Source organism: Aliterella sp. E5.1 (genome assembly GCF_057473825.1).
The window spans coordinates 17,446-30,474 of the sequence record NZ_JBYCCV010000027.1 but is presented as its reverse complement, the minus strand read 5'-3'; the positions used below and the strand labels follow the sequence as shown (position 1 = coordinate 30,474).

Here is a 13,029-nt window from a genome sequence, read left to right as displayed (position 1 = left end):
AAAGCTCTCACATTATATTTAATTATTAACATTTTTTCCACTTATACTAGGATTTTAAAATTAAAATCCTAGATTGAACCGAACGATGATAAAAAAACTCTGGGAACTAAATTAATAGTTTCCAGAAAATCTTTATTTGTTCTTGCAGTCGGTAAGCGTAAGCATCATAAGTCTAACCAGCTTGAATTAATCAAACTGCTACTTTAGGCTTTAACTTTGTCTTTGCTACGTTTTTTGGTAGCTTCTTTTTTAAATAAAGCTCCAAATCCTAATGCCAAGCCTGAGCCAATGATCGTTACTGGTTCAGGAACACCCGCCGCCTCATAGCTACCATAATCTGATTGAAATTTTATTGGATACGAGCCTATAGTAACGCCTGAAGCAAAGCTACCTGTTGTGTTAGCAATTCTCAAAGTAAAAGTGTCAGATTGACCGTTTTGTAAACCTTGGTTGATATTTCCTACATTACAGTTGTTAGCTGCAAAAGTACAAATATCAATGCCTTTGAATCCGCCAGGAAAAATTTTATTACTTGCAAGAACCGTTGCGCTGTCAAAAGTAGTTCCTGAATTTATTACGCTTACGCTATCAACGCTTTGCTCTATACCCAAACCAAGACTGAGTATTGACGACTTGAATGGCGCTTGTGTCGTATTTGAGATGTTAAACGACAAATCTATAAAATTTGCCTGTAAATCTAATACTGTAACAATCGCTCTAGCTGAGAGATCTTGAGGAGCTGTACTGGAACTAGCTGGAACTAGCCATGTTATGGGATCTAGGGTTCTTCCTATATCGTATAAAGGATCTAAAGTAATAGCATTAGTGGAGGTAACGCCGTAAGCGTTAGCTGGCAAAAATTGGGAAGAACCAAGCACAAAACTAGCAGCAAGCAATGAAGTTATACAAACACTTTTTACATTCATTATATTTCCCTAATATTTCCTACCTAAAACAACACTCCTATAGCTTTATAGCTATAAAGTATCAAGTCTATAGTTTCAAAAGTAACATAAGACTACTGAGGGATTCAAGTCCGTAAGTTAAAGATTCAATGAAGCTTCAGCGAACATACTTAAAGCCTGTGAAAAACTTATAACTGAAGCAGTTTAGTATTAAGCAGCTACTACAATACAAACTATTGAATAATATAATTTAGCTGACTAATTATAAGCCCAATAAAAAATATCAATAGAAATTATTTCAGCTTTATTAATCAGAAATAATTCTGTTCACTTGCCCTAAGTACCAACTAACTAAGATCTGAATATTGTCCAGAAAAATAAATTTTTATTCATGAAAAAACGAAAATAGCTTTGCCAATCAATATCTATTATGTAAACAATTTCGTATTTTGAAGTGTAAATATATCATCATTAATTTTTTATCGTACAACTAATGTATCAGAATAATTTCTTACCCCATTTGCAATTACGCCTAAAATTGGTATATTAGAAATTTTCGAGCCTTCCAATGCAGTTTCTAACTTGGAGCAATTTGTTTTACCAAGTCTTACAACTAATAAACTTGCATCCGTGTAAGCAGCAAGTAAGTTGCTATCAGCTACGCCCAATAGAGGTGACGTATCGTAGATGACTAAGTCAAATTTGGCTGAAAATTGTTTTACTAGCTCCTGCATTCGGGGAGAAGATAGTAGATTTGTAGGATTGGGCGGTACTTGTCCGGCAGTCAAAATAAAAAAACTATTTTCTGAATATAATTCCTCTATCTGTATCAATTCTGCATCGATTATCCTATCATGCTGAACTTCTTGGCAGGAAATACTACTTGAATTTTGAAGCGCAGAATCAAATTCAACATCTTCAACAATAATATTACTTAGTCCCCTAGTATTTGATAGACCCAGCATGGCATGAATTTTTGGGTTACGCAGATCTGCATCTACTAATAGGACTTTTTGACCCATTGCTGCTGCCGTTTGGGCTAAATGTAGAGCAATTGTCGATCTACCATCCTCTGAAGTCGCTGAGATAATTGCGATGGAATGCACTGGATTCTCAAAACGAAGAAACCGAATATTTGTGTAAAGAGAGCGTAAGGATTCCCAAAATTGAGAAACAGTATTGGTTTGAAATAAGCTATGACTTGAACCAAACCTAATCATCAGACTTAACCTTTGAACTAAACCAGCTATTCCTCCCATCTCTGGTAGAGTTTCTGGAGCTTGCATAAAAGGAATTTCACCTAATACTACGAGTTTAGTTTTATCTTTAATTTCTTTAGTGCTGTATAAGACGTTGGTTAATTTATCTATTAATAACGCAACTCCAGTTCCTAGAAACAAACCTAAACCCATGCCTAAAATTAGATTAATTTTCAGATTATCTACAGAAGGCTGAGGCATAGTAGGAGGCGTGAGTAACTGCCAAGGGACTTGTTTTTGAGCGGCATCTATCCTTAATGTTTCTCTTTTACTCAAAAATTGATTGAGATTATCTACAGCAATCTTTAATTTTCGTTCTAGATCGTCATTTTGGCGTGCTAGAAGCGGAAACTGCTTAACTTGCTGTCTCAAACTGGTTTCCGCCTGAGCCAAAGCTTTATCTTGTGCTTCTAATGTTTGTATTTGTTGAGCGGCTTCAAAAAATTGCTGGGTTTGCTTATCTCGTAATCCATTGGGAGATGTCAAACCCTGGGTATTATTTGTACTACTAGCAACTTTTTTGTCTAAAACATTGCCTGCCTCTTTCTCTACTAACACCAGCAAATTTTGGCGCTGTCGGCGTAGAGCCACAATAGTAGGACTATTTTCAAGATATCGAGCTGATTCTATGGCAATTTGTGTTTCTACTTCTTGGAGCTTATTTAGTAGTGCTTGGTAACGAGGAGCTTCACTTAAAGCCAGCGCGGCTTTAGCTTCATTTGGTTGTAGATTTAACTGACTTTTCAGTGTATCGTACAGAGCGCGAATACTGGTTAACTGCGTCCGATTCGCTACTCTTTGTTGCACCATTTGGTCAAGCCGAGCAGATAATTGTTGTCCTTGCCCTTGAGGATCGATCAAGTCGTACTGTTGGCGAAATAATTGAAGTCGAGTTTGCAATACCTCAACTCGTTGTTGTAGCTGTGGCAGTTGATCCTCAACAAATTCAATTCCTTGACGAATATCCGAGCGCCTTTGCTCTAAAGAGTATCTCAAGTAGGCTTGAGCAACCAAGTCTAAGACAAATCTAAGCTTTTCTGGGTCTGGATCTTCGTAACTAACTTCTAAAATATTGGTTTCAGGAACAGGGTTGAGTTTAAGTTCGCGCAAACTACTATCTGGATAGCGAGCTTCAATCTGTTGCACAAGCGGCAACATTAGCTGGGGACTTTGCAAAATTCTTAACTCTGTTTTATCTACCCCATCTGGCGCATTTAGGTCTTCTTGACTGTTTAAGGATTCAGGCAAAGAGGAAACTAACTTGTTTTCCACTGTCACAGGCTCAGTCAAAAGTTCAAATTTAGCTTTGTAAGTGGGTTGATTTGTTAAAGCAGCGATCGCTGATGCTGCTGTGACTACTGTGGTGATACTGGCAATTACCAGCAGCCTTCTCCGTATTGCTGCTAATAGATTGCCCAAATCTAAGCCACCTTCATCCTCGTCCTCTGGCTGTGTATAAACGACAGACAAAGGCTGTGGCTGCTTGTCATACTTTCTAGATGACAAATACTGAGGTTTTTTTTTGGTTGCCATCTTTGTTGTTCCTATGTAATGATGACCCGTTCTGCACAAGAAATCTTAAGCTCTAATACCTTTGTATTTTGAGCATTTACGCAACATTTCACAAAAATTAATTATTTTGGTATTACTGCTGATTAGTTGGTACAGATCGAGGCGACTTTGCGCTTTGAATTGTACCCAATAGCCAATTATACTTTTTTTACCAGTACGATTTAAGCTCAACTTACCGACAGAAGAACGGAACTGGCTATTGTATATAAATAGTTTAATTTATGCCAACAAAATATTTACCTAAGTATTTATAAATATTAGTCAAATTGTAAAAATTAAGTAAAGTTACACTTAAACATCGAGTTTGGCTTAAGTAGCGCTTAGAATGTGATCGCACAACCACAGCATCTACAAAATATTAGCACTGCTTTAAAATCAATCAGCTAGTTCTGGTAAAAGCTTAGTAATAAAGCGTTCACTTTGAACAAAAGCAGAAAAATACAAATTTCCGGTTGTCAAAGTTAAGGGAGAAAGTTCGTTTTAAACCTTGCAATCATTTAGAGTTGGCAAATATAAGTGGATAAAAAGCCCAGATTAATAGGGATAGATTTGTTGCGGGGTATTGCTACTTACGCAGTTATTATTCTGCATTCAGATGAAGGAATTGTAGTTAAGCCTTTAGGTTGGACGGCTATTGCACAGTTTTCGAGTTTTGCCGTGCCATTCTTTTTAGCTACATCTTTTTATCTGGCAATCGATCGGCTGTATATTAGCGATCGCCCACACAACTTAAAGTTGAGATTGACAAGATTACTGATTCCTTATGGGTTTTGGAGCGCAGTTTATTTATTACAAAAAATAATTAAATATGCCATCAAAAATGATTTTGATAAGTTACTAGATTTGTTTCAAGATCCTGTGGCGCTGATCTTTTTCGGCGGAGCAGCATTTCATCTCTATTTTCTACCACTTTTATTAACAGGTACAATCGCAAACCAGTGGATAGGGCATTTAATTAAAAAGAAAATAAACATTAAGTATATATTTTTACTATGTATTATTAGTCTAATTGTATACGAAACACTACTGATATCTGGAAATTCATTTAGGTTAGATTTGTATAGCGCTTTTCAAGCGTTATTAAATCCACCAAAAACTTTAGAGGATAATCCGTTGTTGAGGTTATTATTGGTAGAGATGTCTTGGGTAATTAGGTGTACGCCATACATTTTTACGGCAATGATCTTGACTCAACCAACTATAAAAGCAGTCTGGCTAAGATTTGTTAGTAGAAATTTTATGGTTTGCACTGCTGCAATGTTGCTCCTAAATATGTATGGTAGTTTTCTACCAGAATCAATTTATGAAGTCAGTAGAGGTTACGTACCTTTGCTTGTCGCTATCTGTTTGTCAGCTAATCTTCCGAAAAGTCCTATAAGTCCTATAATTGCTAACTTAGGTTCTTGTTCTTTCGGAATCTATCTTATTCACCTTTTAGTAGTAGAAACCTTGCAAAGCCTTACCAAAAAAATATATGCTGACGACCAGATATCTGTTTTCACTATATTAATATTCGCCGAGCTTAGTTTTTTTATTAGCTGGATACTCGTTTATTACCTTAGCAAACGAAAAGCAATTGCTAAATTAATGTTTGGTATTTAAGCTAAACATTAATTGCTAAAACTAAAAGTAAATAAAGCCTATTTTTTATAAACCTAATACAAACATCAAAGCTAAACCAAAGTAATTGTCACAATTATGAGTGATAAGACTAAATATGTCTATTCAATAAAGTTATTACTTAAATTAAGGAACATTTGATATGAAAGTAGCAATTTGGGGTTCTTATAACTACGGAAACTACGGTGATGACTTAATGGCAATTCAGTTTGCGAAGGAATTGGAAAAGCTCGGTACAGAACCATTAGTATATCGACTAGATAAACAATTAGCGCAACAATACTCAGTCAATACCGTAGACACATTGGCAGAACTTTTTGATAACTCCAAATTCTGCATTATAGGTGGCGGTGGAATACTGGGGGGAGGCACTACTGTTCTTGAAAAAGACTTTAGCGAACTAAATGCGATCGCAATTCAGCATCAGTGTCCAGTATTTTCTATTTCTATTGGCGGTGATGGTGGCGGAATAGACACCGTTCTTTCCGCCCCCCGTCAGGAATTTTGGCAAGGAGGGGCTTGTAAATCGGCTACAGTCAGACTAGAGGAAGACGTAGAGTTGGTGAAAAAGTTAGGCAAGGAAGCAGTTTATTATCCCGATGTTCTGTGGACAGTAGGGGATTTTTGGCAAATTCCACCAGTAGCTAAATCAAGCGATCGCCTCCAAGTAGGCATAAATATCCCTAATTCCCTAAGTGGTCGTTTGCTTGCCTATCAGCTTAACGCGATCGCCAAAGTGAGAAAAGATATAGTTTTTCACTTTATCCGCACCTACTTGCCAAATTCCCCAATCAATCATGAGTTGCTGCCTAAGCTCGACTCACCTTATATTCAGCATCACGTCTACACTGACCCAGATTCGACGTTGAAATTTATTGCCTCACTCGATCTAATAATTTCCTACAAGCTGCACGTAGGACTAACAGCATTGGCTTTAAATGTCCCGTTTTATAGTGTGGGCGGTCAAGGTAAAACTCGCGCTCTATTAAAAAGTATTAATGCTGATTTTGCTATTTTGCCTGCTAGTGTCAAAAATATTAAATTAGCGACATTTTTGGCAAAAGCTGATAACATTCGCAATGCCAGAGCCAAGTTTGACTTTGCCACTATAGAACAACACAAAAAATCAAGCTGGGGTCATATCGATCGGCTAAAAGAGCTTGTTAACCATCACAACAAAACATAGTTAAGATGAATACGCTAATTATTAGCACTTCAGATATTGATGGTGGAGCCGCCCGTGCTGCCTATAGATTGCACCAAAGCTTGCAAGCTGATGGTACAAACTCCCAGATGTTGGTACGTGCAAAGTTTGGTGTTGGCAAAGCAGTAACCGCCTACAAGCCTACTCTTGCTAAGCTAGGACCTAGTTTAGACCAGTTACCTTTGCAATTATACCGAAATCGGAAGCGGGGTATGTATTCTCTGCAATGGTTCCCCGACGCAATAGCGGCTAAAGTAGCTAAAATCGCTCCAGATATTATTAATCTGCATTGGTTTTGCAATGGCTACTTGCAAATTGAAACGATCGCCAAGTTCAACAAGCCTTTAGTTTGGACTTTACACGATATGTGGGCATTTACTGGCGGATGTCATTACAGCGAAGATTGCGATCGCTATACTAATTCGTGCGGTGCTTGTCCTCAGCTTAATAGCGATCGCAATTGGGACTTGTCGCGGTGGGTATGGCAGCGCAAACTTAAAGCTTGGCAAAACTTAAACTTAACTATTGTTAGCCCTAGCACCTGGTTAGCCGAACGAGCCAAATCTAGCGCCTTATTTAAAGATTTAAGAGTAGAAGTGATTCCTCACGGTCTTGATACAGAAAATTATCAACCCATAGAGCGACAGGTCGCCCGAAAATTACTCAACTTACCTCAAGACAAACAACTAATTTTGTTTGGCGCATCCTCTGGGGCGATGAATGACTTAAGAAAAGGTTTTCACTTGCTTTACCCAGCTTTGCAAAATTTAAGTAAATCTGGATGGCAAGAGCGAGTAGAGCTAGTTATTTTTGGTGCATCTCCACCAGAAAATCCCATCGATTTAGGTTTTAAAATCCGCTACCTGGGTCGATTGCACGACGATATTACCTTAGCACTGGCTTATTCGGCAGCGGATGTAACTCTCGTACCTTCTATACAAGAAGCTTACGGACAAACTGCCTCGGAATCTATAGCTTGCGGTACGCCTGTCGTCGCCTTCAATGCCACTGGCTTAAAAGATATTGTTACTCATCAGCAAGATGGCTACCTAGCCAAACCCTTTGACATTGACGATCTAGAGCGCGGTATTGCTTGGGTACTAGAAGATCGCGATCGCCACCAAAAATTGAGCGATCGCGCTCGTGCTAAGGGCGAACAAGAATTTGCGCTGCAACTACAAGCACATCGCTATTTATCCTTATTTACAGAGCTTGTGGAAGCATGGCAACGCAAAGGCAAATAAATTAATCTCATTGCAAGTTTTAAACGTAACAAGATTTTTTACAAATGACGGAAATATCCAAGTACAATTATCTGTCTACTTAGCTAATAAAATAATGTCTAGTAACAATATAAATTCATCTATTAATCCTGGCGGCGGCAAGCAAAAATTACTGCTCTTTGACCTTTCTATCTACGGTCATCACCCCAGCTATATCCAGCATTTTATAGAACACTGGAGCCAACAAAAATCATCAGATAGCTTAGATATTGTTGTATCGCCTAAGTTTCTTCAAGCCCATGCTGATGTAGTAGAAAAGGCAAAAAAGTATAGTTTAGCTATTAATTTTGTAGCAATTAGTACCGCCGAGGAAGCTAATCTTAAAGCTAGAAACTCCAGCATTAATCGCAATATTAGAGCCTTTCAAGAGTGGGACTTACTTTGTAAGTATGCAGCTTCACTGCAAGCTACTAAGTGTCTAATTATGTACTTTGATACTTGCTTGCTACCATTAGCTTTAGGCAAGAAATCACCTTGCTCTTTTTCTGGCATTTACTTTAGACCAACATTTCATTATCCTGAATTTAGTAATTATTTACCCTCGCGTAATCATCGCTTCCAACAATGGCGAGAAAAATTTATTCTCAAGCGTGTCTTACGCCGTTCTTCTCTGCAAACTTTGTTTTGTCTCGATTCTTTTGCCATCAAGCATATTAATAGTTTGTACCGCGAATCTAAAGTAGTACATTTACCAGATCCGGTAGTTTTGCCTCCTAGTAATTTGCCCCAAACCAACCTCAAACAGAACTTGCAAATTGATAATGGCAGACAAGTATTTCTGTTATTTGGGGCTTTGAATGGGCGCAAAGGCATCTATCAGTTACTAGATGCTATTGTGTTGTTGCCAACGGAGATTTGTCAAAAGTTATGCTTGTTATTTGTAGGAGAAGCAAATCCTACAGACAAAGCTTTAATTGAGGCTAAAATAAAAATTGCTCGTGAAGCAAAACCTATTCAAATTATTAGTCAATACGAGTTTGTGTCCGATCTAGAAGTGCAAGCATACTTTCAACTAACAGATGTGGTGCTTGCTCCCTATCAGCATCATGTAGGAATGAGTGGAATTTTATTACTAGCGGCGGCAGCACAAAAGCCAGTTTTAACCTCAAACTACGGTTTGATGGGCGAACTTGTCGGACAGCACAGTCTTGGGGTAGCCGTTGATTCAACGATACCAGAGCAAATTGCTCAAGGATTAACTCGTTGTTTGGTAGAATCTACAGATTTAGGCGATCGCACAAAAATGCTGGCATTTGCCATTCAAAATTCCCCAGAAAAATTTGCTCAAACACTAATTGAGCGTATGTAGAGTAAGATTTTTTATAAAAAAGCTTTATAGGTCTAAAAATGTTTCAAGGTAATAATGCCAACCTTAAGATTGCCTGGTTGCTGCCATCAGCATTTTTTTATTGGCAACCTGCCATCAGCGAACTAGCCCGAATGTTTCCGCAAACAACAGTATTTACTGGGTACTGGCAAGGCTTTGCTCCAGGGTTTGAAGACTCTTTTGCTATCGAAGTTTTAGAGCGAAAAGTTATTCCTCTAACTAAAAAAGAAACCAGCTACGGTGATAACTTCACCTACTTATCATTAAACATTGTTAATAAATTATTGCAGTTAAAGCCAGATGTAATTTTTACAAGTTCCTTTGGAATTTGGACTTTACTTGCATTGCTATTTAAACCAATAGGCAAGTGGCGAGTTGTTCTGGCGTATGAAGGTAGTTCGCCTGGTGTAGATTATCGGGGTTCTGCACCGCGCTTGTTGATGCGTAGGGCAATGGTAAAAGCTGCGGATGCCTTAATTACTAACAGTCAAGCTGGAAAAGATTATTTGATAAATATTCTTAATGCCCAAGCAAGTAGAGTATTTCATCAACCTTACGAAGTCCCAGCCATAAAAGCTTTGTTAGGACAATCAAATGTTCCAAGCGATCACCAGTTTCAAAAGCCAGTTTTTTTGTTTGTTGGTGGTTTAATACCCAGAAAAGGTCTGCATTTGCTACTAGAAGCTTGCGCTATTTTGCAACAACAAGGGTGTAACAACTACACATTATTAGTAGTTGGTGATGGAGGGCAACGGCAAGAACTTGAAACTTTTGCTAGCCAGCATCAACTAACAAACAATATCCAGTGGATAGGCAGAGTAGACTACGGGCAATTGGGCAATTACTTTAATGCGGCAGATATTTTTGTTTTACCTACGTTAGAAGATACTTGGGGTGTCGTCGTGCTAGAAGCGATGATTTTAGGCAAGCCTGTTTTATGTTCCAAATGGGCAGGAGCTTCAGAAATGATTACTGAAGGTGAAAATGGTTGCGTATTCGATCCCCACAAACCAGAAGAACTAGCAAAAATTATGCGTTACTTTATCGAGCAACCAGAATTAAGTATGCTCATGGGCAATAAGGCGCAGCAATTAATGGCGCAATATACACCAGAATTAGCAGCCCAATTTCTAGCTAAAACTACAGCTTTTGTTATGGAAAATTAATTATGAAATCAACAAAAGTCTTAATCTCTGCCTATGCTTGTAGACCAGATCAAGGTTCCGAGCCTGGTGTAGGTTGGAATGTTATGAGAGAGATAGTCAAACAATGTCAAGTATGGACGATCACGCGATCGGATAATCGCCCTACTATTGAGGCAGAATTGGCTAAAAATCCAATTCCTGGGCTGCAAGTGGTTTACTACGACTTGCCAGCTTGGGCTAGATGGTGGTATCGCGGGCAACAAGGAGTCCAACTTCATTATTATCTTTGGCAGATTGGAGCCTACTATATGGCTCGAAGCTTACATCGCGAAGTTGACTTTGATATCGTGCATCACGTGACCTATGTAAAGTATTGGTCGCCTAGTTTTTTGTCCCTGTTACCAGTACCCTTTATTTGGGGACCCGTTGGCGGCGGAGAGTCTGCACCAAAAGCTTTCTGGCAAGATTTTAGTTTGCGCGGCAAAGCTTATGAAGCCTTGCGAGACGGGGCGCGTTGGATAGGTGAAAAAGATCCATTTGTCCGCCTTACTGCCCAACGTAGTGCTGCTATCCAGTCAACAACAGACGATACAGCCAAGCGGATCTACAAAATGGGCATTACAAATAACGTGCAACTGTCTTCCGAAACAGCTTTAGATAATGCAGAAATAGCGCAGTTAGCACAGCGATCGCTACCAGATAGCAATCTAATCCGGTTTATCAGTATGGGTAGGCTATTGCACTGGAAGGGCTTTCATTTGGGGTTACGTGCCTTTGCTCAAGCGGATTTGCCGGAAGATGCGGAGTATTGGGTTTTGGGAGATGGTCCAGAGCGATCGCGACTAGAAGCTTTAGTTGCAGACTTGGGAATCGAGCGCCAAGTTAAGTTTTGGAACCGACTGCCACGGGAGGAAACTTTGCAAAAATTGGGAGAATCTGTTGCCCTAGTACACCCTAGTTTGCACGACTCCGGCGGCTGGGTGTGCTTAGAAGCGATGGCAATGGGTCGCCCCGTTCTTTGCTTAGATTTGGGCGGTCCTGCCTTTCAGATCACGTCGGAAACTGGCTACAAAATTGCTGCCCATACACCAGAGCAGACCGTGCGCGACCTAGCAGTGGCAATGACTTTACTGGCAAAAGATCCTCAGGTGCGGGTACAGATGGGGCAAGCAGGTCAAAAGCGGGTACGCGAAAATTATAGCTGGCAAATTAAAGGTCAGAATTTTGTGCAGCTTTACGAAAAAGTTTTACAAGCCAAATAAAAATTTTATCAACTGTTAATCGCTACTTAATTTTTTAGGAAAACGATATGCCTCAACCTATTGTGTTTTTTAGCGGTCTATTGCTACCTGCCTCCGAAACCTTTATTCGCGCTCAAGGGGAAGGATTGCAGCAATTTACTCCTTATTATGTTGGTTCGCGTTTGGTGCAAGGTTTGCCTTTACCCCCAGAACGCACTCTCGTTGTCAACCAAGGTGGGCTTTTGGGGGCGGTGCGAGAAGGAGCGTTCAAACTATTGGGTACGGCGCCTAAGTTATACCAGCAAGTGCAGCAATTGAAACCAGCTTTAATCCACGCTCATTTTGGGGTATGCGGGACTTTAGCTCTGCCTTTGGCAAGAAAGTTAAATATACCGATGATTGTTACCTTCTATGGTCTAGATGCCACTATGAAGGATGAATATGCCCGCCACGACTCTCTCACTACTAGAGTTTACCTCCGCCGCCGCGAAGCTCTTAAGCGCGAAACCAAATTGTTTATTGGTGTATCGGAATTTATCAAAGAAAAGCTTTTAGCCCAAGGATTTCCCCCCGAAAAAGTCATAGCCCACTACTACGGTGTAGACACCGCCGCTTTTCGGTGCGATCCTGCCATACCGCGAGAACCACTGGTGCTGTTTGTCGGACGCTTGGCAGAGAAAAAAGGTTGTGAATACTTAATTCAGGCGATGGCTCAGGTACAATCTGTGATGCCTGAAGTAGAACTTGCGATCGTTGGTGATGGTCCTTTAAGACTTCAGTTGGAAAACTTGGCAGCAAAATCGCTTAAACGTTATCAATTTCTTGGATTACAACCATCGCAGGTAGTTAAAAGTTGGATGAATCGAGCGCTAATTCTTGCGGTTCCAAGTGTTACAGCTTCTAATGGAGACTCGGAGGGGCTGCCTACAGTGGTAGTTGAAGCCCAAGCTATGGGTTTACCCGTCGTCGGCTCTATTCATGCAGGAATTCCACAAGCGGTACTCCATGGCGAGACAGGCTTCTTAGCCGCCGAGCGCGACTGGAATGGATTAGCCACACATATTCTAGAGTTACTCAAAAATCCTCCTCTTTGGCAAAGGTTTAGCTTAAAGGGACAGGAGCGAGTTAGAGCTAATTTTGACCTTGGTAAGCAAACGCAAGCTTTAGAAAGCATATATGCCAATGTTTTGCAGGAGAGTAGATAATTTGATTACTGCCTCAACTTGTTTAGGCAACATAATTGTAATTCTAGGGCGCAATCAAAATTATTAATACTAATTAAGTTTATATATACTCTGTTGCTAAACAAAAAACGGTTTTCACTTTCATGGAAAACACTTGAGGTTTGATAAATATCTGATGAAGATAATATCAAGATCTTGTAAATTTACGTATGTTTCAACAAATAATTGCTATAAAAGAATTGAGGATTTATAAGGTTCCTAGAGATTTTTTACTTGTGAGCAATTAGCG

General features: G+C 39.5%; 9 protein-coding genes. 7 read left to right on the top strand and 2 right to left on the bottom strand.

Annotated features, from left to right (window positions below; genetic code table 11):
* Positions 1–203: 203 nt before the first annotated feature.
* Together AC2VE5_RS11625 and AC2VE5_RS11620 are read right to left on the bottom strand one after the other, a co-directional pair.
* Complete coding sequence (locus AC2VE5_RS11625; protein ID WP_486887905.1) at positions 204–926, bottom strand: cistern family PEP-CTERM protein; 723 nt, start codon at positions 924–926, stop codon at positions 204–206.
* A gap of 458 nt (positions 927–1,384) precedes the next feature.
* Positions 1,385–3,697: a GumC family protein gene (locus tag AC2VE5_RS11620; RefSeq protein ID WP_486887904.1), complete on the bottom strand. Its 2,313-nt coding sequence runs from the start codon at positions 3,695–3,697 to the stop codon at positions 1,385–1,387.
* A 555-nt stretch (positions 3,698–4,252) separates the two neighbouring features.
* Here AC2VE5_RS11620 and AC2VE5_RS11615 point away from each other — a divergent pair.
* From AC2VE5_RS11615 to AC2VE5_RS11585, 7 genes are all read left to right on the top strand, one after another.
* Entirely contained in the window at positions 4,253–5,338 is a 1,086-nt protein-coding gene (locus AC2VE5_RS11615) for an acyltransferase (protein ID WP_486887903.1), read from the top strand.
* A 160-nt stretch (positions 5,339–5,498) separates the two neighbouring features.
* Entirely contained in the window at positions 5,499–6,542 is a 1,044-nt protein-coding gene (locus tag AC2VE5_RS11610; protein WP_486887902.1) for a polysaccharide pyruvyl transferase family protein, read from the top strand.
* 5 nt (positions 6,543–6,547) lie between these two features.
* Positions 6,548–7,804 carry a glycosyltransferase family 4 protein gene (locus AC2VE5_RS11605; RefSeq protein WP_486887901.1) on the top strand — a complete coding sequence of 419 codons (1,257 nt, stop codon included), beginning with the start codon at positions 6,548–6,550 and terminating at the stop codon, positions 7,802–7,804.
* Positions 7,805–7,898: 94 nt separating this feature from the next.
* Positions 7,899–9,152 carry a glycosyltransferase gene (locus AC2VE5_RS11600; protein ID WP_486887900.1) on the top strand — a complete coding sequence of 418 codons (1,254 nt, stop codon included), beginning with the start codon at positions 7,899–7,901 and terminating at the stop codon, positions 9,150–9,152.
* Between the two features lie 38 nt (positions 9,153–9,190).
* On the top strand, positions 9,191–10,336 hold the full coding sequence (locus tag AC2VE5_RS11595) for a glycosyltransferase family 4 protein (RefSeq protein ID WP_486887899.1): 1,146 nt from the start codon (positions 9,191–9,193) through the stop codon (positions 10,334–10,336).
* A 2-nt stretch (positions 10,337–10,338) separates the two neighbouring features.
* Positions 10,339–11,577, top strand: a complete 1,239-nt coding sequence (locus tag AC2VE5_RS11590) for a glycosyltransferase family 4 protein (RefSeq protein WP_486887898.1) — start codon at positions 10,339–10,341, stop codon at positions 11,575–11,577.
* Positions 11,578–11,624: 47 nt separating this feature from the next.
* Positions 11,625–12,761: a glycosyltransferase gene (locus tag AC2VE5_RS11585; RefSeq protein WP_486887897.1), complete on the top strand. Its 1,137-nt coding sequence runs from the start codon at positions 11,625–11,627 to the stop codon at positions 12,759–12,761.
* Positions 12,762–13,029: the final 268 nt, after the last annotated feature.